Source organism: Streptomyces sp. NPDC003016 (assembly GCF_053591455.1).
Map to the genome: position 1 here is coordinate 158419 of NZ_JBSFTV010000008.1, position 24769 is coordinate 183187.

At 71.1% G+C, this 24769-nt stretch carries 24 protein-coding genes and 2 pseudogenes; 20 read left to right on the forward strand and 6 right to left on the reverse strand.

The features are described from left to right. Nucleotides 1-488 precede the first annotated feature (488 nt). Nucleotides 489-1160: pseudogene (gene cofC / locus ACWDZ4_RS09380) on the reverse strand (2-phospho-L-lactate guanylyltransferase); the annotation flags it as partial. Between the two features lie 146 nt (nucleotides 1161-1306). On the opposite strand from cofC, the gene ACWDZ4_RS09385 reads away from it, so the two are divergent. The 3 genes from ACWDZ4_RS09385 to ACWDZ4_RS09395 all read left to right on the forward strand — a co-directional run bounded on the left by ACWDZ4_RS09385 (nucleotide 1307) and on the right by ACWDZ4_RS09395 (nucleotide 4372). Then, nucleotides 1307-2059 carry a lysophospholipid acyltransferase family protein gene (locus ACWDZ4_RS09385; RefSeq protein WP_451507811.1) on the forward strand — a complete coding sequence of 251 codons (753 nt, stop codon included), beginning with the start codon at nucleotides 1307-1309 and terminating at the stop codon, nucleotides 2057-2059. Beyond that, nucleotides 2056-3069 (forward strand): NAD(P)H-dependent glycerol-3-phosphate dehydrogenase, encoded by a 1014-nt coding sequence (locus ACWDZ4_RS09390; protein WP_451507812.1) that lies wholly within the window; start codon nucleotides 2056-2058, stop codon nucleotides 3067-3069. The genes ACWDZ4_RS09385 and ACWDZ4_RS09390 overlap by 4 nt, the downstream gene beginning before the upstream one ends. A gap of 145 nt (nucleotides 3070-3214) precedes the next feature. After that, nucleotides 3215-4372, forward strand: coding sequence for a D-alanine--D-alanine ligase family protein (locus tag ACWDZ4_RS09395; protein ID WP_451507813.1), 1158 nt, complete (start codon nucleotides 3215-3217; stop codon nucleotides 4370-4372). A gap of 108 nt (nucleotides 4373-4480) precedes the next feature. Here the strand turns inward: ACWDZ4_RS09395 and ACWDZ4_RS09400 are convergent, their stop codons facing one another. Continuing rightward, the gene (locus tag ACWDZ4_RS09400) at nucleotides 4481-4951 is read right to left on the reverse strand and encodes a DUF3515 domain-containing protein (RefSeq protein WP_451507814.1); all 471 of its coding nucleotides are present in this window, start codon (nucleotides 4949-4951) and stop codon (nucleotides 4481-4483) included. 20 nt (nucleotides 4952-4971) lie between these two features. Further along, nucleotides 4972-5205 carry an Lrp/AsnC family transcriptional regulator gene (locus tag ACWDZ4_RS09405; protein ID WP_344499897.1) on the reverse strand — a complete coding sequence of 78 codons (234 nt, stop codon included), beginning with the start codon at nucleotides 5203-5205 and terminating at the stop codon, nucleotides 4972-4974. A gap of 203 nt (nucleotides 5206-5408) precedes the next feature. Between ACWDZ4_RS09405 and ACWDZ4_RS09410 the strand changes: the two genes are divergently transcribed. From ACWDZ4_RS09410 to ACWDZ4_RS09425, 4 genes are all read left to right on the forward strand, one after another. Next, complete coding sequence (locus ACWDZ4_RS09410) at nucleotides 5409-6395, forward strand: thiamine-phosphate kinase (RefSeq protein WP_451507815.1); 987 nt, start codon at nucleotides 5409-5411, stop codon at nucleotides 6393-6395. Nucleotides 6396-6419: 24 nt separating this feature from the next. Further along, nucleotides 6420-7220, forward strand: coding sequence for a bifunctional hydroxymethylpyrimidine kinase/phosphomethylpyrimidine kinase (gene thiD / locus ACWDZ4_RS09415; RefSeq protein ID WP_451507816.1), 801 nt, complete (start codon nucleotides 6420-6422; stop codon nucleotides 7218-7220). A 134-nt stretch (nucleotides 7221-7354) separates the two neighbouring features. Beyond that, complete coding sequence (locus ACWDZ4_RS09420) at nucleotides 7355-7729, forward strand: DUF4158 domain-containing protein (RefSeq protein ID WP_451507817.1); 375 nt, start codon at nucleotides 7355-7357, stop codon at nucleotides 7727-7729. 71 nt (nucleotides 7730-7800) lie between these two features. Continuing rightward, a complete protein-coding gene (locus ACWDZ4_RS09425) occupies nucleotides 7801-8328 on the forward strand; it encodes a Tn3 family transposase (protein ID WP_451507818.1) in 528 nt (175 codons plus the stop codon). A 79-nt stretch (nucleotides 8329-8407) separates the two neighbouring features. On the opposite strand, the pseudogene ACWDZ4_RS09430 reads toward ACWDZ4_RS09425, so the two are convergent. Continuing rightward, nucleotides 8408-8593, reverse strand: a pseudogene (locus ACWDZ4_RS09430) (aldo/keto reductase); the annotation flags it as partial. 21 nt (nucleotides 8594-8614) lie between these two features. On the opposite strand from ACWDZ4_RS09430, the gene ACWDZ4_RS09435 reads away from it, so the two are divergent. Beyond that, entirely contained in the window at nucleotides 8615-9202 is a 588-nt protein-coding gene (locus ACWDZ4_RS09435) for a recombinase family protein (RefSeq protein WP_451507819.1), read from the forward strand. A gap of 63 nt (nucleotides 9203-9265) precedes the next feature. Here ACWDZ4_RS09435 and rpmB read toward each other — a convergent pair whose 3' ends face one another. Continuing rightward, a complete protein-coding gene (gene rpmB, locus ACWDZ4_RS09440; protein WP_093798831.1) occupies nucleotides 9266-9451 on the reverse strand; it encodes a 50S ribosomal protein L28 in 186 nt (61 codons plus the stop codon). Between the two features lie 253 nt (nucleotides 9452-9704). On the opposite strand from rpmB, the gene ACWDZ4_RS09445 reads away from it, so the two are divergent. The 9 genes from ACWDZ4_RS09445 to mutM all read left to right on the forward strand — a co-directional run bounded on the left by ACWDZ4_RS09445 (nucleotide 9705) and on the right by mutM (nucleotide 18704). Continuing rightward, nucleotides 9705-11351 (forward strand): DAK2 domain-containing protein, encoded by a 1647-nt coding sequence (locus ACWDZ4_RS09445; protein WP_451507820.1) that lies wholly within the window; start codon nucleotides 9705-9707, stop codon nucleotides 11349-11351. An 80-nt stretch (nucleotides 11352-11431) separates the two neighbouring features. Next, nucleotides 11432-13648 carry an ATP-dependent DNA helicase RecG gene (recG, locus tag ACWDZ4_RS09450; RefSeq protein ID WP_451507821.1) on the forward strand — a complete coding sequence of 739 codons (2217 nt, stop codon included), beginning with the start codon at nucleotides 11432-11434 and terminating at the stop codon, nucleotides 13646-13648. A 69-nt stretch (nucleotides 13649-13717) separates the two neighbouring features. Beyond that, complete coding sequence (rsmD, locus tag ACWDZ4_RS09455) at nucleotides 13718-14302, forward strand: 16S rRNA (guanine(966)-N(2))-methyltransferase RsmD (protein WP_451507822.1); 585 nt, start codon at nucleotides 13718-13720, stop codon at nucleotides 14300-14302. A 26-nt stretch (nucleotides 14303-14328) separates the two neighbouring features. Then, on the forward strand, nucleotides 14329-14808 hold the full coding sequence (gene coaD / locus ACWDZ4_RS09460; RefSeq protein WP_208857930.1) for a pantetheine-phosphate adenylyltransferase: 480 nt from the start codon (nucleotides 14329-14331) through the stop codon (nucleotides 14806-14808). A gap of 97 nt (nucleotides 14809-14905) precedes the next feature. Continuing rightward, nucleotides 14906-15955: an ATP synthase F0 subunit B gene (locus tag ACWDZ4_RS09465; RefSeq protein ID WP_451507823.1), complete on the forward strand. Its 1050-nt coding sequence runs from the start codon at nucleotides 14906-14908 to the stop codon at nucleotides 15953-15955. A gap of 154 nt (nucleotides 15956-16109) precedes the next feature. Then, complete coding sequence (locus ACWDZ4_RS09470) at nucleotides 16110-16751, forward strand: YceD family protein (protein ID WP_451507864.1); 642 nt, start codon at nucleotides 16110-16112, stop codon at nucleotides 16749-16751. A 2-nt stretch (nucleotides 16752-16753) separates the two neighbouring features. After that, the gene (gene rpmF / locus ACWDZ4_RS09475; RefSeq protein WP_003965982.1) at nucleotides 16754-16927 is read left to right on the forward strand and encodes a 50S ribosomal protein L32; all 174 of its coding nucleotides are present in this window, start codon (nucleotides 16754-16756) and stop codon (nucleotides 16925-16927) included. A gap of 19 nt (nucleotides 16928-16946) precedes the next feature. Next, nucleotides 16947-17774: a ribonuclease III gene (rnc, locus tag ACWDZ4_RS09480; protein WP_451507824.1), complete on the forward strand. Its 828-nt coding sequence runs from the start codon at nucleotides 16947-16949 to the stop codon at nucleotides 17772-17774. A gap of 69 nt (nucleotides 17775-17843) precedes the next feature. Beyond that, on the forward strand, nucleotides 17844-18704 hold the full coding sequence (mutM, locus tag ACWDZ4_RS09485) for a bifunctional DNA-formamidopyrimidine glycosylase/DNA-(apurinic or apyrimidinic site) lyase (RefSeq protein ID WP_451507825.1): 861 nt from the start codon (nucleotides 17844-17846) through the stop codon (nucleotides 18702-18704). 63 nt (nucleotides 18705-18767) lie between these two features. On the opposite strand, the gene ACWDZ4_RS09490 is transcribed toward mutM, so the two are convergent. Next, on the reverse strand, nucleotides 18768-19733 hold the full coding sequence (locus tag ACWDZ4_RS09490; RefSeq protein ID WP_451507826.1) for a CAP domain-containing protein: 966 nt from the start codon (nucleotides 19731-19733) through the stop codon (nucleotides 18768-18770). A gap of 146 nt (nucleotides 19734-19879) precedes the next feature. Here ACWDZ4_RS09490 and ACWDZ4_RS09495 point away from each other — a divergent pair, with 146 nt between their 5' ends. The 3 genes from ACWDZ4_RS09495 to ACWDZ4_RS09505 all read left to right on the forward strand — a co-directional run bounded on the left by ACWDZ4_RS09495 (nucleotide 19880) and on the right by ACWDZ4_RS09505 (nucleotide 24712). Beyond that, complete coding sequence (locus tag ACWDZ4_RS09495; protein ID WP_451507827.1) at nucleotides 19880-20161, forward strand: acylphosphatase; 282 nt, start codon at nucleotides 19880-19882, stop codon at nucleotides 20159-20161. A 370-nt stretch (nucleotides 20162-20531) separates the two neighbouring features. Continuing rightward, nucleotides 20532-20747, forward strand: coding sequence for a hypothetical protein (locus ACWDZ4_RS09500; protein ID WP_093798817.1), 216 nt, complete (start codon nucleotides 20532-20534; stop codon nucleotides 20745-20747). A 197-nt stretch (nucleotides 20748-20944) separates the two neighbouring features. Continuing rightward, on the forward strand, nucleotides 20945-24712 hold the full coding sequence (locus ACWDZ4_RS09505; RefSeq protein WP_451507828.1) for an AAA family ATPase: 3768 nt from the start codon (nucleotides 20945-20947) through the stop codon (nucleotides 24710-24712). The last annotated feature ends 57 nt before the right edge of the window (nucleotides 24713-24769 follow it).

Genomic DNA, 24769 nt, shown 5'->3' on the forward strand with positions numbered 1-24769 from the left:
AGACCACGCCCGCGGCCGCCAAGAAGACCGCGCCGGCGAAGAAGGCCACCGCGAAGAAGGCGCCCGCCAAGAAGGCCACGGCGCGCAAGACCACCGCCAAGAAGACCGCTGCCGGGAAGTAGGAGCAGCAGAGCAAGGACTCACGCGCCGGGCCGGGCTCCCTACGGGGAGCCCGGCCCGCGGTGTGTCCTGGGCGCGTGGCCAGGGGCGCGCCGGACCGCACTCCCGGGCCCGGCGGGTCTCCGGAGACCCGGAGACGGTCAGAACGTCTGCAGGGTCACCAGGGTGATGCGCAGCGCCGCCCCCTCGCCGTCCCCCTCGATGCGCACCCGCTGCCCCGGACGCAGCAGCCGCAGGCCGCCCGCGTCGAAGGCCCTGGCGTCGAAGTCCACCGGGGTGCCGTCGTCGAGCAGCACACTGCCGCTGCGGGTCTCGGAGTCGTACGTGTACGCGGTCGCCTGCATGACCGCAGCGTATCGGCCGGTGACCGCCGCGCTCAGCCGGGCCGTGCGCGGGCCCACGCCGAGCGTCACGGCCGCCCGCAGATCGTCGCCCGTGTCCACGTCCCGGCGTACGGAATCGACTCCGGCGAGAGGTATTTCCCGGGCCCCGGATGCCGAATGGCGGGCGCGCGAAGGGCCGCCGAAGAGCGGCGTCAATTCCACCCCAGGAGCGGCGGAAAGCAACGTTGTGCCGATTCCGGCCGCGTCGGCCAGAAATGCGCGCGGAAATGCGGCGGCGTATTCGAGCACCTGCCGCAATTCGGCGGGCCGCAGGGCCGGAAGATCGGCATTCAGCGCGGCGACGGCGGCGCGGGGCCGCAGCGCCCGTACCGTGCGCGCCCCGTGCGCCAGCGCCGCGTTGAGACCCGCCGCCGGGGTGTCCGGCGCGATGCGCGCACCGAGGGCGGCCAGGGCGGCGCCCGCGGGGGCGTCGTCCGTGACGACCACCACATCCCGTACGGCGGGGCAGGCCAGCGCGGCGGCCACGGTGTCCTCGGCGAAGGCCAGAGCGAGCCGCCGGCGCAAGGCGTCGCCCGCCGCGGGGGAGAGCCTGCTCTTGGCCAGCGACAGGGGCTTCAGGGGGACGACCAGGGACCAGGGAGCGGTCCGGAGCGTGTTCAGTGGCCAGCCCTCCGTCCCGTGCGCGTCGGGCCCCATTGTGGCCCGCGCGTGCGGCGGGCAGGGGTCCGGGGCCCGGCCCGGGGCGTACGGTGTTCTCGACAGACAGGGGACCTGGAGCGACACTTGTGCGGCTGACCGGGCGCATATGTACAAGCAGCCCGGTCTTAGAGGAAGGTGTTCGAGTGTCCCGCCGCAGAATCGGCTTCTGGTACCGCTTGGCGGCGGCCATCGCCAAACCGCCGCTGGTGGTGCTGTTCAAGCGGGACTGGCGTGGAATGGAGCACATTCCGGCCGAGGGCGGATTCATCACCGCGGTCAATCACAACTCCTACCTGGACCCGCTTTCCTACGGGCACTTCCAGTACAACACCGGACGCGTTCCGCGGCTGCTGGCCAAGGCGGGCCTCTTCAAAACCCCCTTCGTCGGCATGATGCTGCGCGGTACGGGCCAGATCCCCGTCTACCGCGAGACCACCGACGCACTCGACGCCTTCCGCGCGGCGGTCGCCGCCATCGAGCGCGGCGAATGCGTCGCCTTCTACCCCGAGGGCACCCTCACCCGAGACCCCGACATGTGGCCGATGGCGGGAAAGACCGGAGCGGCGCGCGTGGCCCTCATGACGAAGGCCCCCGTCATTCCGGTCGCCCAGTGGGGCGCCAACTTGGCGATGCCGCCGTACGCCAAGGAGAACAGGCTTCAGCTCTTCCCGCGCAAGACACTTCAGGTGCAGGCGGGTCCGCCGGTCGACCTGGACCGGTTCTACGACAAGGAACCGTCGCCCGAGGTGCTCCGCGAGGCGACCGAGGCCATCATGTCCGCCATCACCCAGCAGCTCGCCGAGCTGCGCGGCGAGCCCGCACCCGCCGAGCCGTACGACCACCGCAGGGCCCGCACGCAGCAGCGCCAAAAGGCCGAGGGAGAGAGCGCAAAGTGACACGCCAGCCGGTCAGGGCGGCCGTATTCGGAACAGGTTCCTGGGGCACGGCCTTCGGCATGGTGCTGGCCGACGCGGGCTGCGAGGTGACCCTGTGGGGCCGCCGCGCCGAAGTCGCCGACGCCATCAACAACGGCCGTACGAACCCCGACTATTTCCCGGGCGTCGAGCTGCCCCCCTCGCTGCGCGCCACCACCGACCCGGCCGAGGCCGCCGAGGGCGCCGACTTCACGGTGCTCGCCATCCCCTCGCAGACGCTGCGCGCCAACCTCGCCGCATGGGCGCCGCTGCTGCCCGCCGACACCGTCCTCGTCTCCCTCATGAAGGGCGTCGAACTCGGCACCGCCAAGCGGATGAGCGAGGTGATCGAGGAGGTCGCCAAGGCGCCGGCCGAGCGGGTCGCGGTGGTCACGGGCCCCAACCTCGCCAAGGAGATCGTGGCCAGGATGCCCGCCGCCGCGGTCGTCGCCTGCCGCGACGAATCGGTGGCCATCCGGCTCCAGTCCGTCTGCCACACCCCGTACTTCCGCCCGTACACCAACACCGACGTCGTCGGCTGCGAACTCGGCGGCGCGGTCAAGAACGTCATCGGCCTCGCCGTCGGCATCGCGGACGGCATGGGCCTGGGCGACAACGCCAAGGGCTCGCTCATCACCCGCGGCCTCGCCGAAACGACCCGCCTGGGCCTGGCGATGGGAGCCGACCCGCTGACCTTCGCCGGTCTCGCCGGCCTCGGAGACCTGGTCGCCACCTGCTCCTCGCCGCTCTCGCGCAACCACACCTTCGGCACCAACCTCGGCCGCGGAATGACGCTCCAGGAGACCATCGCGGTCACCAAGCAGACCGCGGAGGGCGTCAAATCGTGCGAGTCGGTGGCCGATCTGGCCCGCCGCCACGGCGTCGACATGCCGATCACGGACACGGTCGTCGACATCGTCCACCACGGGAAGCCGCCGATCGTGGCGTTGAAGGAGCTGATGTCGCGCAGCGCCAAGCCCGAGCGCCGCTGACTCCTTCTTCACGCACCTCTCGCGCCGCTTCCCGGGCTTCGAGGTGCTGAGGTGGCCTCCGGCCACCGGCCCGGGGGCCGGGCAGCACGCCGCGCCCGCGCCCGCACTCCACGACACCGGATGTGCACGGTAGTCTCAACGCGATATGAGCAGCGAGAACCTCCCCCAGAGCCCTGCGCAGGAGCCCCGCAAGCCGCGCGTGGCCGTCGTCTTCGGCGGCCGCAGCTCCGAGCACGCCATCTCGGTCGTCACGGCCGGCGCCGTACTGCGGTCCATCGACCGGGAGAAGTACGACGTACTGCCGATCGGCATCACGACGGACGGCCGTTGGGCGCTGACCGCCGACGAGCCCGACCGGATGACCATCGCCGACCGGACGCTGCCGAGCGTCGAGAGCCTCGCCGAGTCGACCGAGGGCGGCGTGGTGCTCTCGGTCGACCCGGGCAGCCGTGAAGTCGTCTACAGCGAGCCGGGCTCGGTGCCCAAGGCGCTGGGCGAGGTCGACGTCGTCTTCCCCGTGCTGCACGGCCCGTACGGCGAGGACGGCACCCTCCAGGGCCTCCTGGAGCTCTCCGGCGTCCCGTACGTCGGCTCCGGTGTGCTCGCCTCGGCCGTCGGCCAGGACAAGGAGTACATGAAGCGGGTGTTCCTCTCCTTCGGGCTGCCGGTCGGCCCGTACGAGGTCATCCGTCCCCGGGAGTGGGAAAACGATCCTTCCGCCGCCCGCAAGAAGGTCGTCGACTTCGCCGGCGAGCACGGCTGGCCGCTCTTCGTGAAGCCCGCCCGCGGCGGCTCCTCGATGGGCATCACCAAGGTGGACGACCTCTCCGGCCTCGACGCGGCGATCGAGGAGGCGCAGCGCCACGACCCGAAGATCCTCGTCGAGTCACTGCTGCGCGGCCGCGAGATCGAGTGCGGCGTGCTGGAGTTCGAGGACGGGCCGCGCGCGAGCGTGCCCGCCGAGATCCCGCCCGTCACGGCCCACGACTTCTACGACTTCGAGGCGAAGTACATCGACTCGGCGTCCGGCCTGGTGCCCGCGCCGCTGACCGAGGAGCAGACCGCCGAGGTGCGCCGGCTCGCGGTCGAGGCGTTCGACGCCGCGTCCTGCGAGGGCCTGGTGCGCGCGGACTTCTTCCTGCTGGACAGCGGCGAGTTCGTGATCAACGAGATCAACACGATGCCGGGCTTCACGCCGATCTCCATGTACCCGCGGATGTGGCAGGAGACCGGGGTGTCCTACCCGGAGCTCGTCGACCGGCTGATCCAGGCCGCGCTGCGCCGCCCGACGGGACTGCGCTGACGACGGGACCGCGCTGACGGCGGGACCGCGCTGACGACGGGACCGCGCTGACGGCGGACCGCGTCGACGGCAGGACCGCGTCGACGATGCGGGGGCCGGGCGGCAGGGCTAGAGGCTGTCCGGCACCGTCTTCTCCACCGGCCCCGCGAAGGCCGCCAACGGCGTGACGTCGTGGGCGTACTTCGCAGGGAGCGTGACTTCGACGTACGCCTCCCGGTACGTGGTGGTGAACCGCGGGCCGCCGTCCTCCTGCCGCTCCAGCATCCAGTTGACGCCGTCCGCCTCCACCCCCTTCGCCTGCGGATCGCTCATCTTCTCCGGCCGGGGGACGCCGCAGCGCAGTACGATCGCCGGATCCCCCCATACGGCGGTGAGGTCCGACTCCGGGTCGGCGGTGCGCCGCTTCTGCCCGTCGACGGTCTCGGGCAGCTCACGGTGCAGCGCCCGGCACACCTCGGCCTCTTGCGAGGACGGGGCGGGAACCGGGACCGCCACGGCACCGTCCGTGAAGGAGCATCCGGATGCGGCGAGCAGCAGAGCGGCGGACGACAGCGACAGAAGCCGGCGGGAAGTGGTCACCGGCCAAGGGTAGACGGGGGCTAGAGGTGCACGACCGGGCAGGTCAGAGTACGGGTGATGCCGTCCACTTGCTGGATCTTGGCGACCACCATGCGGCCGAGATCGTCCACCGTGTCGGCCTGCGCGCGCACGATGACGTCGTAGGGTCCGGTCACGTCCTCGGCCTGGATCACTCCCGGAATCTTGCCGATGAGGTCGGCGACGGTCGACGCCTTGCCCACCTCGGTCTGAATGAGGATGTACGCCTGTACCACGGAACCTCCAGGGCGGCCACGAGGATCATGTGGGGGAAAGAGACGCCACCGTATCGCGTCGTCGCGGGCAGCGGGGAGACCTGCGCGGCCGTCGTCGTCCGGCGCGTGGCGTACGGAGATCAGAAGTTGACGTATGTGTTGACGGTACCTACAGCAGTGATGGCTCGCGACCGCAAGCGCACTGGGGCAGAAGGGGCACATCCATGAAGGGCACTGTGGGCGAGCTGGGGGAGTTCGGGCTCATCGACAAGCTCACCTCCCGGCTCACCACCACCCCGGCGGTACGGCTGGGGCCCGGCGACGACGCCGCCGTCGTGGCCGCACCCGACCGCCGGGTCGTGGCGAGTACGGACATCCTGCTCGAGGGACGCCACTTCCGGCGCGACTGGTCGACGGCGTACGACGTGGGCCGCAAGGCCGCGGCCCAGAACCTCGCCGACATCGCCGCCATGGGCGCGGTTCCGACCGCGATCCTCCTCGGCCTGGTCGTCCCCGCCGAGCTCCCGGTCAGCTGGCCGACCGAACTCATGGACGGCATCAGGGACGAATGCCAGGTCGCGGGCGCCGCCGTCGTCGGCGGTGATGTCGTACGCGGCGAGACCATCACCGTGGCGATCACCGCGCTCGGCGACCTGCGCAACCACGAACCGGTGACCCGGTCCGGCGCCCAGCCCGGCGATGTCGTCGCCGTCACCGGCTGGTTGGGCTGGTCGGCGGCCGGACTCGCGGTCCTCTCGCGCGGCTTCCGCTCGCCGCGCGCCTTCGTCGAGGCGCACCGGCGCCCCGAGCCGCCGTACCACGCCGGCCCCGCGGCGGCCGGACTCGGCGCCACCGCCATGACCGACGTCAGTGACGGGCTCGTCGCCGACCTCGGACACATCGCGCAGGCCAGCAAGGTCCGTATCGACCTGCGGTCCGGGCTCATCGACATCCCGAGCCAGATGTCGGACATCGGGCAGGCGGTCGGCGTGGACCCGCTCCAGTGGGTGCTGACCGGGGGAGAGGACCACGCCATCGTGGCGACGTTCCCGCCGGACACGAAGCTGCCCGCCCGCTGGAAGATCATCGGTGAGGTCCTCAACCCGTCGGCGCTGCCGCAGGTGACGGTCGACGGGGCGCCCTGGACGAGCAAGGGCGGCTGGGACCACTTCGGGGACGATCACTTCGGCGACATCGAGACCGCCCCGTAGCCGGGGCGTACTAGATTCGCGGGTATGCGAATACTCCCTTGCGTCCTCACCGTCGCCGGATCCGACTCCGGCGGCGGTGCGGGCATCCAGGCCGACCTCAAGACGATGCTGGCCCTCGGCGTGCACGGCATGAGCGTGCTCACCGCGGTGACGGCGCAGAACTCCCTGGGTGTGCAAGGCGTCTGGGACCTGCCGGTGGAGGCCGTGCGGGCCCAGTACCGCAGCGTCGTCGACGACATCGGCGTACAGGCCGTGAAGACCGGAATGCTGTCCTCGGCCGAACTCGTCGAGACGGTCGCCGAGCTGCTGGCCGGGACCGAAGCCCCGGTGGTCGTCGACCCGGTGGGCGTCTCCAAGCACGGCGACCCGCTGCTCGCCACCTCCGCCCTCGAATCCGTACGGACGAAGCTCCTGCCCACGGCGACCGTCGCCACCCCGAACCTCGACGAGGTGGCCCAGCTCACCGGCGTACGCGTCGAGTCCGAGGCCGGCCTGCGGCGGGCGGCCGGAGCGCTGCTCGAATTCGGGCCCCGCTGGGTGCTCGTCAAGGGCGGACACCTGCCGGGCGACGCGGTGGACCTCCTGACGGACGGCACCGAGGAGCACTGGCTCCGCGCCCCCCGGCACGACAACCGGCACACCCACGGCACGGGCTGCACACTGGCCTCCGCGATCGCCTCGGGCCTGGCGAAGGGGCTGGACGTACCGCAGGCCGTGGCCGCCGCCAAGGAGTACGTGACCGAGGCCATCGCCGCCGGATTCGCGCTCGGCGCGGGGATCGGGCCGGTCGACCACGGCTGGCCGCTCAGGAACAGTCAGGAGTAGTCCTTCGGCGCCTCGGACAGGTCGGTGCGGCGCCGGGGCACGTCGGCCCTGTTCTCGTACAGGTACCGCCAGGTGGTGTGTAGCGCTGAGTGACTGCCACGGCCCTCGTTTCCCCGGGCCGGCCGCCTCGGTGAGTGGAACGAGTGACGGTGAGGGGTGGGTGGACGCGGCAGGACGGGGAGCCGGAAGACCTGATCGAGCTCTGGACGCTGCTCGAGGACGACACGAAGAGGGTGCGGAACAAGTCCGGGACGGCCCGGTCGGGCTTCGCGTTGTTGCTCGAGTTTTCTGAGGTGGAGGCCCGGTTCCCGGAGTCCGCCGCGGAGATGCCCGCGGCGGCGGTGGAGTACGTGGCCCAGCAGCTGAAGGTTCCGGCCGGGGCGTGGGCGGACTACGGCTGGCAGGGCGACCGGATCAAGCGGCACCGTAAGGACATCCGGGAGGCGTACGGGTTCAGGGCGAACAACCGAGGAGGACCAGGAGCGGCTGGCCGAGTGGCTGGCCGCTGAACTGTGTCCGGTGGAGCTGTCGAGGGATCGTCCGGCGGCGGCGGTGGTGGTCCGGTGCCGTAACGAGCGCATTGAGCCGCCGGCCCCGGGGCGCGCCGGACCTGCGCCGCTTCATCCCGGGAGGGCCCAAGCACCCGCCGTACCGGGCGATCGAGGAGCTGGGCCGGGCGGTGCGTACCTCGTTCGTCTGCGACTGCCTCGCCGATGTCGAGATGCGGCGCGAGATCCGCGAGGTGTTGCAGGTGGTGGAGAACCGGAACTCCGCGAACAAGGACCTCCTCTACGGCAAGGACGGCGACCTGGCCGGTACGGACAAGGAGTCCCGGGAGGTGTCCATGCCTGCGCTGCACCTGCTCCAGTCCGCGCTGGCGCACGTCAACACGCTGCTGATGCAGGAGGTCCCGGCCGATCCGAAGTGGGCGGACAAGCTCACCGACGCGGACCGCCGGACGCTGCCGCCGCTGTTCTGGACCCATGTGAATCCGTACGGCAGGTTCGAGCTGGACATGAACAGCCGCCTCGATCTGGACCTGTCCGTCCGGGCGGCGGTGCCCGGCCCGCGCGCCCCGCGGGGAGAGGCAGCCGCAGCCCCGGCGTGACACCCGGGCTCCTGGCCTGAGCCGTGGTGGAGACGATGTTGCCGAGGTCCGCCAGGAAGGCAGGACGATCTCCTGCCGCTCAGCTGTCCAGGCGGCGTTTGCCGAGCCGGGTGACCATCCCGGGGTCGTGGTGGTCGAAGAACAGTGTCTTCCCGGTGTCGAGCGTGGCGATCTGGGCCATCTGGTCGTCGGTGAGCTGGAAGTCGAAAACGTCGAAGTTCTGGGCCATCCGCTCGGGGCGTACCGACTTGGGGATGGTGACGATGTGATCTTCACGGTGTACGAGATGAAACTCCTGGGACGCGGTGCCGCAGAGCTGACCGCCCCGGCCGACCACCTCACCGCCCGCGGTCTGGTGCTGGAAATGCTCGCCGGACCCCTCCAGGGGAGGTACGACCCCAGCGGCCCGGGACGCCTGCTGTTCGGGTTCTTCGCCGCGATGGCCGAGACCGAGCGCGAGAACATCCGCGAGGCCCCCCTCGAAGGACTCGGCACCGCGGCCCGCAAGGGCAACCGCGGTGGCCGGCCCCCGGTCATCACCGACGACATGCTGCACACCGTCCTCCGCCGCCGCGCGAACGGCGAAACCGTCGAGGACATCCAGCCCGACCTGCTCACCCGCACCGGCCGCCGCAAGGGACAGAGCCCCAGCCTCTCCAGCATCCACCGGGCACTGGCCGAGCACGAGAAAACCCAGGCGTGCCCGGAGGCCGTCAAGACGGCGCACGCCGACTTCGCCGCCCTCCAGCAGTGCGGCCCGCAACCCCAAGTAGTTACTCAGCGCTACACGCCACCCGGCGGTAGCTGTACGAGAACAGAGCCGCGTCCGGGCACAAAAAGAACCGGCCCACCGCGAGGGTGGGCCGGTTCTTAAGCAACCAGAAGGTGGCCGCGCAAAGGGGTCTCCCCTGCTCCTCAAGAGCTCGGGGAAGTTACGTCAGCGCGAGACCTTGCCGGCCTTGATGCACGAGGTACAGGCGTTGAGCCGCTTCGGCGTCCGACCGACCACTGCACGCACGCGCTGGATGTTGGGGTTCCAGCGACGGGACGTACGGCGGTGCGAGTGCGAAATGTTGTTGCCGAAGCCCGGCCCCTTGCCGCAGACGTCGCAGTTGGCAGCCACGGGTCACTCCAAAGACTTCAGATGCACTTACAGGGATCCCGGCATGCCGGGATCGAAGAATCGAGTGGCGTAGCCGGGGGGAAGTCCCGATTTTCATCGGGCAACCGGAGCAGCATACATCGGCTGCTCCCGTACAACGAAACTACCACGGCTCCCGGTCCCCCCGTCCGGTTCCCCGGCTCCGCCCCCGCCTCCTGCGCGGCACACCGCGCGACTACCCTGCGGTGCAACCCGCTCTCAAGGAGGACGCCAGGTGCCGCAGACCCTCGACGCCGTCGCGGTACGCACCTGGTGCTCGCTGGCCCTGGAGGCGCTGGGCAGAGCCCGCGAGGAGATCGACGCGATCAACGTCTACCCGGTCGCGGACGGGGACACCGGCACCAACCTCTACCTGACCGTGGAGTCCGCCGCCCAGGCCGTCGAAGCGGTTTTCACCGCGCACGAGACCGTCACCGCCGCCGCTGCGCAGGGTTCGGGCCCCGCTCTCGCGGACGCGGTACGGGCGATGGCGCACGGCGCCCTCATCGGCGCCCGGGGCAACTCCGGAACCATCCTGGCGCAGCTGCTGCGCGGCATGGCACAGGAGCTGTCCGACGGCGCCGCCGACGCCGACGGCCTGCGCCGCGCACTGCGCAGGGCCGCCGAATCGGCGTACCAGGCGGTCGCACACCCCGTCGAAGGCACGGTCCTCACCGTCGCCACCGCCGCTGCCACAGCCGCCGAGAGCACGGGCACCACCACCGCCGAGGTGGCGCGCGCGGCGTACGAAGGGGCGCGCACCGCACTCGACGCGACCCCCCACCAGCTGGCCGTGCTCGGCCGCGCGGGCGTCGTCGACGCGGGCGGGCGGGGTCTGGTGGCCGTGCTCGGGGCCCTGGTCGAAGCGGTCTCGGGCGAGGCCGTCGCCGTACGCAAGCGGGAGGCGCCCGCGCCGCTGCCCGCCGCCGGCGGCTGCCCGGCCGACGTGGAGCGGGCGGGCGCGGCGCAGGAGGGCGGCCCCGCCTTCGAGGTGATCTACCTCCTGGAGGCGGACGACGCGGCGGTGGCCCGGCTGCGGTCCCGGCTCGACGTGCTCGGGGACTCGCTCGTGGTGGTCGGCGGCGACGGGCTGTGGAACGTGCACGTGCACGTGGACGACGCGGGCGCCGCGGTGGAGGCGGGCGTCGAGGCCGGCCGGCCGCACCGGATCCGCATCACGCACTTCGCCGCCGACCGGGTCGCGCCGTCCCGGGAACGCGCCCAGCGCGCGGTCGTCGCGGTCGTACCCGGCGAAGGCCTCGCGGGACTGTGCGCGGAGGCCGGCGCGACCACAGTGCTCGCGCGCCCGGGGGAGCCGCCCGCGAGCGGGGAGCTGGCGGAGGCGATCCGGCGCGCCCACGCGCGCGAGGTCGTCCTGCTGCCCAACGACGCCGACCTGCGGCACACCGCGGCCGCGGCGGCGGAACAGGTCCGTGCCGAAGGGGTACGGGTCGCCCTCATCCCGACCCGCGCGGCGGTCCAGGGCATCGCGGCCCTCGCCGTCCACGAGCCGGAGCGCCGCTTCGACGAGGACGTCGTCGCGATGACGTCGGCGGCCGGCGCCACCCGTTACGGCGAACTGACCGTCGCCGAACGCCAGTCCTGGACGATGGCCGGCATCTGCCAGGCCGGCGACGTGCTCGGCCTGATCGACGGCGACGTGGCCGTGATCGGCTCCGACCTGGCGGCGGCGGCCCGCACGGTCCTGGACCGGATGCTGGCGGCGGGCGGCGAGATGGTCACCCTGGTCCTGGGGGAGGCGGCGCCGGAGGGCCTGGCGGAGTACCTGGAGGCGTACGTCCGGGAGTCCCACCTGGCGGTGGACACGGTGACGTACGACGGCGGCCGCCAGTCGTCCCCCCTCCTGATCGGCGTCGAGTAGCGCTCTTCCCGCCCAGCCCCGCCCCGGGAACGGTGCCTCCCGCGAGGGAACGTGGCCCGTTGTCAGTGGCGTGGTGTGCAATGGATCCCGTGCCCGCGCTCGACGAACCACTCAAGAAGACGCTCGGCGGCACCACCGCGAAGGTGATGGCCGAGCACCTCGACCTGCACACGGTCGGTGACCTGCTGCACCACTACCCCCGGCGGTACGCCGAGCGCGGTGAGCTGACCCAGCTCGCCGACATCCCGCTCGACGAGCACGCCACCGTGGTCGCCCAGGTCGCCGACGCCCGCGTCCTGCGGTTCAACAACGGCAAGGGCCAGCGCCTGGAGGTGACCCTCACCGACGGCAGCGGACGGCTCCAACTGGTCTTCTTCGGCAAGTCGATCTACCACCACCAGAAGGAGTTGCTGCCGGGCCGCCGCGGCATGTTCTCCGGCAAGGTCGGCATGTTCCGCACCATCCGCCAGCTCTCCCATCCGGCGTACGAGATGCTCGGCAAGGACAGCGGCGCCGATGCCGTCGAGGCCTGGGCGAACCAGCTGATCCCGCTCTACCCGGCCTGCTCCCAGATGGAGAGCTGGAAGATCGCCAAGACGGTCGACGTGGTCCTGGCCTCGATGGAGGCCACCGGCTGGCAGGAGGTCGCCGACCCCCTGCCGCCCGCCCTGCGCCGGGACCGCGGGCTCACCGACCTGCCCGACGCGTTCCGCAAGGTCCACCGCCCGCGCACGAAGGCGGACATCACCGGGGCACGGGACCGTCTCAAGTGGGACGAGGCATTCGTCCTCCAGGTGGCGCTCGCCCGGCGCCGGTTCGCCGACACCCAGCTCCCGGCCGTCGCCCGCAGGCCCGCCCCCGGCGGTCTGCTCGACGCCTTCGACGCCAAGCTGCCCTTCACCCTCACCGACGGCCAGCAGAAAGTCTCCAAGGAGATCTTCGACGACCTGGCCACCGACCACCCCATGCACCGCCTCCTCCAGGGCGAAGTGGGCAGCGGCAAGACGATGGTCGCGCTGCGCGCCATGCTCGCCGTCGTCGACGCGGGCGGCCAGGCCGCGATGCTCGCGCCCACCGAGGTGCTCGCCCAGCAGCACCACCGGTCGATCACCGAGATGATGGGCGAGCTGGCCGAGGGCGGCATGCTCGGCGGCGCGGAGCAGGGCACCAAGGTCGTGCTGCTCACCGGCTCCATGGGCGTGCCCGCCCGTCGCCAGGCCCTCCTCGACCTGGTGACGGGCGAGGCGGGCATCGTCATCGGTACGCACGCGCTGATCGAGGACAAGGTGCAGTTCCACGACCTCGGCCTGGTCGTCGTCGACGAGCAGCACCGCTTCGGCGTGGAGCAGCGCGACGCCCTGCGCTCCAAGGGCAAGCAGCCCCCGCACCTGCTGGTGATGACGGCGACCCCCATCCCGCGCACGGTCGCGATGACCGTCTTCGGAGATCTGGAGACCTCGGTCCTCGACCAGCTCCCGGCCGGCCGCTCGCCCATCGCCACCCACGTCGTCCCCGCCAAGGACAAGCCGCACTTCCTCGCCCGCGCGTGGGAGCGCGTGCGCGAGGAGGTGGAGAACGGACACCAGGCGTACGTCGTCTGCCCCCGCATCGGCGACGGCGACGACGACCCGAAGGCCGCCAAAGCCGCCAAGAAGAAGCAGGCCGAGGAGGATCCCGAGAAGCGGCCGCCGCTCGCGGTCCTGGAGATCGCCGAGCAGATCGCCGCCGGCCCGCTCAAGGGCCTGCGCGTCGAAGTCCTGCACGGGCGGATGCAGCCCGACGACAAGGACGCCGTGATGCGCCGCTTCTCCGCGGGCGAGGTGGACGTCCTGGTCGCCACCACCGTCATCGAGGTCGGCGTGAACGTCCCCAACGCCACCGCGATGGTGATCATGGACGCCGACCGGTTCGGCGTGTCCCAGCTGCACCAGCTGCGCGGCCGGGTGGGGCGCGGCGCGGCCCCCGGGCTGTGTCTGCTGGTCAGCGAGGCGCACGAGGCGAGCCCGGCCCGCGCCCGGCTCTCCGCCGTGGCCGCCACCCTCGACGGCTTCGAGCTGTCCCGCATCGACCTCGAACAGCGCCGCGAGGGCGACGTACTCGGCCAGGCCCAGTCCGGTGTCAGATCGTCCCTGCGGATGCTCGCCGTCATCGAGGACGAGGAGGTCATCGTGGCGGCCCGCGAGGAGGCCGTCGCGGTCGTCGCCGACGACCCCGAGCTCGAACGGCTCCCCGAGCTGCGCACCGCCCTCGACGCCCTCCTCGACAAGGAGAGGGAGCAGTACCTCGACAAGGGCTGACAATGAGGGGAGCGGCACCCCTTCCGCTCATGGCACACCCACCGCACACGACCCTAGGACCCGACACCCATGACCCGCGTGATCGCCGGCACGGCCGGCGGACGCCGCCTGGCCGTCCCGCCGGGCAACGGCACCCGCCCCACATCCGACCGCGCGCGCGAGGGCCTCTTCTCCACCTGGGAGTCGCTGCTCGGCACGCTCGAAGGCACCAGGATCGCCGACCTGTACGCGGGCTCGGGCGCCGTGGGCCTGGAGGCGCTGTCCCGCGGCGCCGTGCACGCCCTGCTCGTCGAGGCCGACAGCAGGGCCGCCCGCACCGTCCGGGACAACGTCCGTACGCTCGGCCTGCCCGGCGCCGAGGTCAGGTCGGGCAAGGCGGAGCAGATCGTCACGGGCCCGGCCCCCGGTACGCCGTACGACGTGGTGTTCCTCGACCCGCCGTACGCCGTCACCGACGACGATCTTCGCGAGATCCTCCTCACACTCCGTACCCAGGGCTGGCTCACGGACGATGCCGTCGCCACCGTGGAGCGCAGCACAAGAGGCGGCGAATTCAAGTGGCCCAAGGGATTCGAGCCACTGCGGGCCCGTCGTTACGGCGAGGGGACGCTTTGGTACGGTCGCGCCGCCGCTACGTGCGAAGACGCACGATGACCGGACCGGAGAGCGAGGGACTACAGATGCGCCGCGCAGTCTGTCCCGGGTCATTCGACCCGATCACCAATGGACATCTCGACATCATTGCCCGAGCCTCCAAGCTGTACGACGTCGTACACGTCGCGGTGATGATCAACCAGTCGAAGCAGGGGCTCTTCACGATCGAGGAGCGGATCGACCTGATCCGCGAGATCACCGCCGAGTTCGGCAACGTCGAGGTCGAGTCCTTCCACGGCCTCCTCGTCGACTTCTGCAAGGAGCGCGACATCCCGGCCATCGTGAAGGGCCTGCGCGCGGTCAGCGACTTCGACTACGAGCTGCAGATGGCCCAGATGAACAACGGCCTCTCGGGCGTCGAGACCCTGTTCGTCCCCACCAACCCCACCTACAGCTTCCTCTCCTCCAGCCTGGTCAAGGAGGTCGCGGCCTGGGGCGGCGACGTCTCCCACCTGGTCCCCCCGAGGGTGCTCGGCGCACTCACCGAGCGTCTCGCGAAGAAGTGACAACCTGACGGAACGTCACCAGCTGTCGGACGGGGGCCGACTGCCCGTACAGTCGTCCCGTCCGTCTCCAGCCGGAAGAACAGGTGGCGAGCACACGGTGGACGTGCAGAAGAAGCTCGACGAGATCGTCGAGGCGGTCGGCAGTGCCCGGTCCATGCCCATGTCGGCCTCGTGCGTGGTCAACCGCGCCGATCTCCTGTCGATGCTCGAAGAGGTACGCCAGGCCCTCCCCGGTTCCCTCGCGCAGGCCCAGGAGCTGATCGGCGACCGCGAGCAGCTGACCGAGCAGGCCCGCCAGGAGGCCGAGCGGATCATCGAGTCGGCGCACGCCCAGCGCGGTTCGCTGATCTCCGACACCGAGATCGCCCGGCGTTCCCAGGAGGAGGCCGACCGCATCCTCGGCGAGGCCCGCCGGGAGGCGGAGGAGATCCGCGCCGAGGCCGACGAGTACGTCGACTCCAAGCTCGCCAACTTCGAAGTCGTCCTCACCAAGACCCTCGGCTCCGTCGACCGCGGCCGCGAGAAGCTGCTCGGCCGGGGCCCCGGCCTGGACGACCACGGTTACGCCGACGAGGAAGCCCCGGAGCGCAGCCACGACCCGGAGACGCTGAGGCAGCGCGCGGACGAGTACGTCGACACCAAGCTCGGTGCCTTCGAGGCCGTGCTCTCCAAGACCCTCGACGCGGTCGGCCGCGGCCGGCAGAAGCTGCACGGACGGGTGGCTTCGGACGAACTCGGCGCCCACATGGCGGCCCAGGACGAGGCGGGACAGCAGCACAGCAGCGACGCGGACTTCCTCGCCGACCTGGCCGAGCCGCAGCAGGCCGTGCGCGCGCCGCAGATCCCCGCGCAGCAGCCGTACGACCCGTACGCGTACCAGCAGCAGCAACAACAGCAGCCGCAGGACCCCTACGCGTACCAGCAGCCCCAGGCCCCGTACGCCGAGCAGCAGCACGATCCGTATGCGTACCAGCCGCAGGACCCTTACGCGTACCAGCAGCAGGGCTACGACCAGGGCTACGGCGGGCAGCCGGAGATGACCGGACAGCCCCAGCAGCAACAACAGGCCGCGCTCGACGAGACCAGCCTCTTCGACACCAGCATGATCGACCTCGACCAGCTGCGGGAGTACGAGCAGGGACGGTAGGGCGGCAGAGCGCCGGGGTCCGGATTGGGCCCTGGGCGAAGCGTCAAGTATCCTGGCTCTTCGGTCGCGCGTATGCCCGCGATCACTGCTGCCCGCTTCGCTTCTGCGACAGCGACATGGCGGCCCCCACAGCGAACCGAAAGCAGGAAGACCCCTGAACGCCCACCTCGACCACCGCAACCCCCTCGTGTTCGACACGCACGAGCTGGGTCGGCGTCCCGGTGCGCTCCAGCGGCTGACCCGCTCGGTGGCGGCCCCCAAGGACCTCGGTCTCGACGGGGTCATCGGCGTGCCCGAGGGCGCACCGGTGAATCTCAAGCTCCGCCTCGAATCCGTCATGGAAGGGGTGCTTGTCACAGGCACCGCCCGTGCGACGGCCGAGGGGGAGTGCGTAAGGTGTCTGGAGCCGCTGGAGCTCGACGTTGCAGCGGACTTCCAGGAGATGTTCTCGTACCCTGCCGCCGATGACCGGGGCCGCGCAAAAGCGGAACCGGCCGACGACGACGAGGACGACGAGGACACGCTCTACCTCGAGGACGGTCTGTTCGACCTCGAGTCCGTGCTGCGTGATGCGGTGGTGCTTGCACTGCCGATGCAGCCGGTGTGCCGGGAGGACTGCCCCGGCCTGTGCCCGCAGTGCGGGATCAGGCTGGAAGAGGACCCCGATCACAACCATGACGCCGTCGACATCCGTTGGGCGGCACTGCAAGGACTCGCCGGGACCATCCAGGACGGCGAGAAGGACAACACTGGCGACGCCGCCGAGTCGGGCGTCGACGAGAAGCAGGAGAAGTAGCCGTGGCTGTTCCGAAGCGGAAGATGTCGCGCAGCAACACGCGCCACCGCCGGTCGCAGTGGAAGGCTGCGGTCCCCACCCTGGTTTCGTGTGAGCGTTGCCAGGAGCCGAAGCTCCAGCACATCGCGTGCCCGAGCTGCGGCACGTACAACAAGCGCCAGGTCCTCGAGGTCTGAGCGGCTGGTGAGAGGCACGATGTCTGACGCCAAGGCGGACAACGCCAAGAAGCCGGCGGAGAACACGGCCTCGTCCCGCACGCTTCTGGAAGGGCGGCTCGGGTATCAGCTCGAGTCCGCCCTTCTGGTGCGTGCGCTGACCCACCGTTCGTACGCGTACGAGAACGGCGGCCTGCCCACCAACGAGCGTCTGGAGTTCCTCGGGGACTCCGTGCTCGGCCTGGTGGTCACGGACACGCTGTACCGGACCCACCCCGATCTGCCGGAAGGCCAGCTGGCCAAACTGCGGGCCGCGGTGGTCAATTCTCGTGCACTCGCGGAGGTGGGCCGCGGCCTCGAACTCGGCTCCTTCATCCGGCTCGGCCGGGGCGAAGAGGGCACGGGTGGCAGGGACAAGGCATCCATCCTGGCCGACACCCTCGAAGCGGTGATCGGCGCGGTCTATCTCGACCAGGGCCTCGGAGCCGCATCGGAACTGGTGCACCGGCTCTTCGACCCGCTGATCGAGAAGTCTTCGAGCCTCGGTGCGGGCCTGGACTGGAAGACCAGTCTCCAGGAACTCACCGCGAGCGAGGGCCTCGGCGTACCCGAGTACCTCGTCTCGGAGACCGGACCCGACCACCAGAAGACCTTCACTGCTGCTGCCCGCGTCGGTGGTGTCTCGTACGGCACCGGCACCGGCCGCAGCAAGAAGGAAGCGGAACAGCAGGCGGCGGAGTCCGCGTGGCGCGCCATACGCGCGGCCGCGGACGAGCGCGAGGCGGGGGCCGCGGCCCCCGCCGAGCCGACGCCGGTGACGGCCACGGCCGACGACGCGACCACGCCGTCGGCTCCGGCCACTGCCTGAGCCGCGCGAGCACTGCCCGCTGGGCCCCCTGCCGAATCCCGGCAGGGGGCCCAGCGGTATGCTGCACCCGTGCCTGAGCTGCCCGAAGTCGAAGTCGTCCGGCGTGGGCTGGAGCGCTGGATCACCGGCCGCACCGTCTCCGAAGTACAGGTGCTGCACCCCCGGTCCGTACGCCGCCACCTCGCGGGCGGCGAGGACTTCGCCGTACGCCTCCAGGGGCACCGCATCGGGGCCGCGCGCCGCCGCGGCAAGTACCTGTGGCTGCCGCTCGAAGACACCGACGCCTCCGTCCTCGGCCACCTCGGGATGAGCGGCCAGCTGCTCGTACAGCCCGAGTCCGCCCCCGACGAGAAGCACCTGCGCATCCGCGTCCGCTTCGACGATGTGCTCGGTACGGAGCTGCGCTTCGTCGACCAGCGCACCTTCGGCGGGCTCTCGCTGCACGACAACTCCCCGGACGGGCTTCCCGACGTCATCGCGCACATCGCGCGCGACCCCCTGGACCCGCTCTTCGACGACGACGCGTTCTCTGCGGCGCTGCGCCTGCGCCGTACGACCGTCAAGCGCGCCCTGCTCGACCAGTCGCTGATCAGCGGCGTCGGCAACATCTACGCGGACGAGGCGCTGTGGCGCACGCGGCTGCACTACGAGCGCCCCACCGCGTCCCTCACACGCCCCCGCGCGGCCGAGCTCCTCGGTCACGCCCGGGACGTCATGAACGCCGCGCTCGCCGTCGGCGGCACCAGCTTCGACAGCCTCTACGTCAACGTGAACGGCGAGTCGGGCTACTTCGAGCGGTCCCTGGACGCGTACGGGCGTGAGGACGAGCCCTGCCGTCGCTGCGGTACGGCGATGCGCCGGCGCCCCTGGATGAACCGCTCCAGCTACTTCTGCCCCCGCTGTCAGCGCCCGCCGCGCCTCCCCGCGTAACGCGCGACACGACGGCGCCGACTGCGAGGGCAGGGGCGGTGGCGAGAGGAGTGGCGGTGGCGGTCAGAAGCCGAAGTTCTGGGTCCACCAGGGGCCGCCCGGGCCCATGTGCACGCCGACACCCAGGGTCTTGAAGTTGCAGTTCAGTATGTTCGCCCGGTGGCCTTCGCTGTTCATCCAGGCGTCCATCACCGACTCGGCGTCGGCCTGGCCGCGGGCGATGTTCTCGCCGCCCAGGCCGTCGATGCCCGCCTTCTCGGCGCGGTCCCAGGGGGTCGCCCCGTCCGGGTCGGTGTGGTCGAAGAAGCCGCGGGCGGCCATGTCCTGGCTGAAGTTCTCGGCGAGCAGGGCCAGCGAGGCGTCGGCCCGGACCGGGGAGCAGCCCGCCTTCGCCCGTTCCTGGTTCACCAGGGCCAGGACGGTGGCCTCGGCGGTGGCTTCGGAGCCGGAGCCGGTGGCGTTGCCGCTTCCGCCGCCCTTCTCGTTCTCCGGGGCCTTCGCCGTGGGGGCGGAAGTGGTGCGTCCGGGCTTCGGGCTCTTCCGCGACTCGGCAGGCTTGTCGGCGCCGGTACGGCTGTCCGCGACCGTCTGCCGCTCGGAAGGCTCCGCGGACGGCTTGGCCGAGGGCTTGGCGGAGGGCTTCGCGGTTTTCGTGGGTTGCGTGGGCTTCGGCGAGGGGGACTTCGACGGCGCGTGCGCACGCTCGTCGCCGTCGGGAGCGGGTGTCGCCACCGTGTCCGTGGGTTCCCCCGTGCTGCCGCCCTGCGTTTCGAGCCCGGCCGGGCCTTCGGCGCGGACCCGGTCGCCGGCACCGCCACCGCTGATGGAGTAGCTGTCCCCGCCGGGCAGCACCCCGGAGGTGACCGCCACGGCGCCCAGCGCCACGGCGGCGGAGACGCCGAGCAGCCCGGTGCGTACGGGCGCGGTCCGCTTCTTCCGGCGGCGAGCACCACCCTGGAGCCGGCCTGCCGGGTCGTCCGCGTGTTCCGCTGCGACGGGCCCGGCGGCGGAACGACGATGGCGTCCCATCTGCTGTGCCTTCCTCATGCTTGCTCGACGTGGTCCACGTCAATGCGCCTCACCCGAAAGAGTGAGGGATTATTTCGTCGGGACTGTACGCCATGACGGGTGGGGGTGAAGTGTCTCCTGAGCTATTGGCCAGTTAGCGTGCAGCCATGAACGAAGAGGTACGGCTCACCGCTTGGGTACGCGGCCGAGTACAGGGAGTGGGATTCCGCTGGTTCACCAGGGAAAACGCTCTGGAAATCGGAAGGCTCACCGGCTTCGCCCTCAATCTGGACGACGGCCGGGTGCAGGTGGTCGCCGAGGGGCCGCGTGAGAATTGCCACCGTCTGCTGGAGTGGCTGCGCTCCTCCGACACTCCCGGGCACGTTGACGGAGTGACTGAGATCTGGAGCACACCGCGCGGCGGCTATACGGGCTTCGCGATCCGCTGACCGGATCCCGGCGTACGGGCCTGCCGACGCATTCCGGAGATGCCCATGTCAGGGGCTTGGAGCAGAAACGACCTGGTGGTTGTCAAGAAACGCTCGCCGTGGAAAGCTGCCGAGGTAAGGATGATCTCCACGCCCCCAGGGCCCCGCAGCAGAGGCGGCGCCGCGCATTCGCGGCCGCGCGCCCCCGGGTCGCCCGTCGATACGGGGCGTGATCGTGTTGACCGTCAAACTTTTTGGTGAGACTCTGGAAGCCCCGCGCACCTTAGCTGTTTGGCATTGAGAACAACAGAGATGACAAGCACCGCGGGTGCGATTCCCTCACGACCCACCACCGCTTCGGTCGGTCACTCAGTGTGGAGGACCATCCATCATGGCAAAGGCGCTTCTCGGTTACGTCGGCGGCTCCGACCCGCGACTCCTCGCCGAGATGCGACGGCTTCAGCAGCGCGTTCAGGATCTTGAGTCCGAGCTCAACCGGATTCAGTCCGAGAACGACGAGCTGAGCGCCGCCGCTCACCACCGCGGAGATTCGCTGCTCGACAGCATCGACATCGACGTACCCCAGGCGGAGCCTGCGCTCACCTGATCGGGTCCGTAGAAGAACCCGTCGGGCTGTCCGTATCAGCCGCTTGAGATCTGCTCAAGATCTATCAGCAAGACATTGCAAGGGACGCTTCGGCGTCCCTTCTTTTTTGCGCCGTCCGGCGCTGGACCTCTTCCTTACCGTCTGATGTGCCCTGCGCGTTCACGGGTGAAACCGCCGGTGAAAGGTAGAGTGCGGCGGTGCATCTCAAGGCCATGACTCTCCGCGGTTTCAAATCCTTCGCATCGGCCACAACACTGCGGTTCGAACCAGGCATCACCTGTGTCGTAGGGCCCAATGGTTCGGGCAAGTCCAACGTGGTGGACGCGCTGTCCTGGGTGATGGGAGAGCAGGGAGCGAAGTCGCTGCGCGGCGGCAAGATGGAGGACGTCATCTTCGCCGGGACGACCGGACGGCCGCCGCTCGGCCGCGCCGAGGTCTCGCTGACCATCGACAACTCCGACGGCGCGCTGCCCATCGACTACGCCGAAGTGACCATTACGCGGATCATGTTCCGCAACGGCGGCAGCGAATATCAGATCAATGGCGATACGTGCCGACTGCTCGATATCCAGGAGCTGCTCTCCGACTCCGGTATCGGGCGGGAGATGCACGTGATCGTCGGGCAGGGCCGGCTCGACTCCGTACTGCATGCCGATCCGATGGGGCGCAGGGCTTTCATCGAGGAGGCCGCGGGTGTTCTCAAGCACCGCAAGCGGAAAGAGAAAGCGCTGCGCAAGCTGGACGCGATGCAGGCGAATCTCTCGCGCATACAGGATCTGACCGATGAGCTGCGGCGACAGCTCAAGCCGCTGGGGCGGCAGGCCGCGGTGGCACGGCGGGCGGCCGTCATCCAGGCGGACCTGCGCGACTCCCGGCTGCGGCTGCTCGCCGACGACCTGGTGAAACTGCGCGACGCACTGCGCGCGGAGCTCGCCGACGAGGCGGCGCTCAAGGAGCGCAAGGACGCGGCCCAGGCGCAGCTGGAGGCCGCGCTGGTGCGCGAGGCCGACCTGGAGGCGGAGGTGCGCCGCCTCGCGCCGCGACTGCAGCGGGCACAGCAGACCTGGTACGAGCTGTCACAGCTGGCCGAGCGGGTGCGCGGCACGGTCTCGCTCGCCGAAGCCCGGGTGAAGAGCGCGACGGCCGCCCCCGAGGAGGAGCGGCGCGGCCAGGGGTTCAGGGATCCCGAAAGCATGGAGCGCGAGGCCGCCAGGATCCGTGAGCAGGAGGCGGAACTGGCAGCCGCGCTGGAGGCGGCGCAGCGGGCACTGGACGACACGGTCGAGCACCGGGCCGGACTCGAACGGGAGTTGGCCGCCGAGGAGCGCAGGCTCAAGGACGCCGCCCGCGCCATCGCCGACCGGCGCGAGGGCCTCGCCCGGCTGAGCGGCCAGGTCAACGCCGCCCGCAGCCGGGCCGGTTCGGCCCAGGCCGAGATCGACCGGCTGGCCGCCGCGCACGAGGGCGCCCAGGAGCGGGCCGCCGCCGCGCAGGAGGAGTACGAGCAGCTCAGGGCCGAGGTGGAGCAGCTGGACGCGGGCGATGCCGACCTGGCGGAGCAGTACCAGGCGGCCAGGCGGGAGCTCGCCGAGGCGGAGGCCGCGCTCACGGCCGCCCGGGAGGCGGCCACCTCCACCGAGCGCCGGCGGGCCGCGACATCCGCCCGGCACGACGCGCTGGCCCTGGGACTGCGGCGCAAGGACGGCACGGGCGCGCTGCTCGGAGCGCGGCCCCGGCCGGTCGGACTGCTGGGCCCGGCGGCGGAGCTCCTCACGGTGACCCCGGGCTTCGAGATCCCCGTCGCGGCGGCGCTGGGCGCCGCGGCGGACGCGCTCGCGGTGACCGGCCCGGCCACGGCCGCCGACGCGATCCGGCTCCTGCGCAAGCAGGACGCGGGCCGGGCGGTGCTCCTGCTGGGCAGTACCGCACCGCAGGCGGGCGGAAGTGTCCCTGCCCGGGCCGCGGTGTCCGCCCGGGCCGAGGTGGACGGCGACGCCGGGTGCCCCGATGACCCCGGTGGCGGTCGCGGACAGGCAGACGCCTCTGCCCGGGGGGACCACGGGGCCCGGCCGGGCCGTCCCGAAGACGCTCCCGGCGCGTCGGCCGCGGAAGGCGCGGTGGCGGCCGCGTCCCGCCGTGCGGCCGGCCGGGCTCCGGCCGTCGCCGACCTCGTGCGGGGGCCCGCGGAGCTGATGCCCGCGGTGCGGCGGCTCGTACGGGACATGGTCGTCGTCGGAACACTGGAGGACGCCGAGGATCTGGTCGCCGAACAACCCGGACTGACCGCTGTGACCGCCGAGGGCGATGTCCTCGGGGCGCACTTCGCGCAGGGCGGGTCGGCCGGGGCGCCGAGTCTGCTGGAGGTGCGGGCCTCCGTCGACGAGGCCGCCGCCGAGCTGGCGGAGCTGGCCGTACGGTGCGAAGAGCTGGCCGGGGAGCAGCACCGCGCCGGGGAGCGGCGTGACGCGGCTGCCGCGCTCGTGGAGGAGCTGACGGAGCGGCGCAGGACCGCCGACCGGGAGAAGTCCGGGGTCGCGCAGCGGCTCGGGCGGCTCGCCGGGCAGGCGCGCGGCGCGGCGGACGAGGCCGAGCGGTCGGCCGCTGCCGCCGCCGGGGCCCGCGACGCGCTGGAGCGCGCCACCGAGGAGGCACAGGAGCTGGCGGAACGGCTCCTGGTGGCCGAGGAGTCCTCCCCCTTCGGAGACCGGGGGGAAGACGAGCCGGACACTTCCGTGCGGGACCGGCTGGCCGCCGACGGGGCCCGTGCCCGCCAGACGGAGATGGAGGCCAGGCTCCAGGTCCGTACGCACGAGGAGCGGGTGAAGGGCCTCGCCGGGCGGGCGGACGCACTCGACCGGGGGGCGCGCGCCGAGCGCGAGGAGCGGGCGCGCGCCGAGCAGCGGCGCGCGCGACTGCGGCACGAGGCACAGGTGGCGGGGGCCGTCGCGTCGGGAGCACGTCAGCTGCTGGCCCACGTCGAGGTCTCACTCGTACGGGCCGATGAGGAGCGCGTCGCGGCCGAAGCGGCCAAGGCGGAGCGCGAGCGCGAACTCGTGGCGGAGCGTGACCGCGGCCGGGACCTGAAGGGCGAACTCGACAAACTGACCGATTCGGTTCACCGCGGTGAGGTGCTCGGCGCGGAGAAGCGGCTGCGCATCGAGCAGCTGGAGGTCAGGGCGCTGGAGGAACTGGGCGTGGAACCGGTGGTACTGGTGGCGGAGTACGGGCCCGACCGGCCCGTGCCGCCGTCGCCGCCCGTCGGGGGCGGGGAGGCGCCGGAGGATCCGGAGGAGGGCCGCGATCAGCCGCGGCCGTTCGTGCGCGCGGAGCAGGAGAAGCGGCTCAAGGCGGCCGAACGGGCGTACCAGCAGCTCGGAAAGGTGAATCCGCTCGCCCTTGAGGAGTTCGCGGCGCTGGAGGAGCGGCACAAGTTCCTCTCCGAGCAGCTTGAAGACCTGAAGAAGACGCGCACCGACCTGATGCGGGTGATCAAAGAGGTCGACGAGCGCGTTGAGCAGGTCTTCAGCGAGGCGTTCCGGGACACCGCGAGGGAGTTCGAAGGGGTCTTCGCGCGGCTCTTCCCGGGGGGCGAGGGCCGGCTGATTCTGACGGATCCCGACAACATGCTCACCACGGGGGTCGAGGTCGAGGCCAGGCCGCCGGGCAAGAAGGTGAAGCGGCTCTCGCTGCTCTCCGGCGGAGAGCGGTCGCTGACCGCCGTGGCCATCCTGGTGTCGATCTTCAAGGCCAGGCCGAGTCCGTTCTATGTGATGGACGAGGTCGAGGCCGCGCTCGACGACACCAATCTCCAGCGGCTGATCGGGATCATGGAAGAGCTCCAGGAGAGTTCCCAGCTGATCGTGATCACTCATCAGAAGCGGACGATGGAGGTCGCCGACGCGCTGTACGGCGTCTCCATGCAGGGGGACGGTGTTTCCAAGGTCATCAGCCAGCGTCTTCGCTGACAGCCCTCAACAATCTTCAAAACTTGAACACAAGCCACCATGCCGTGGTCACAAAAT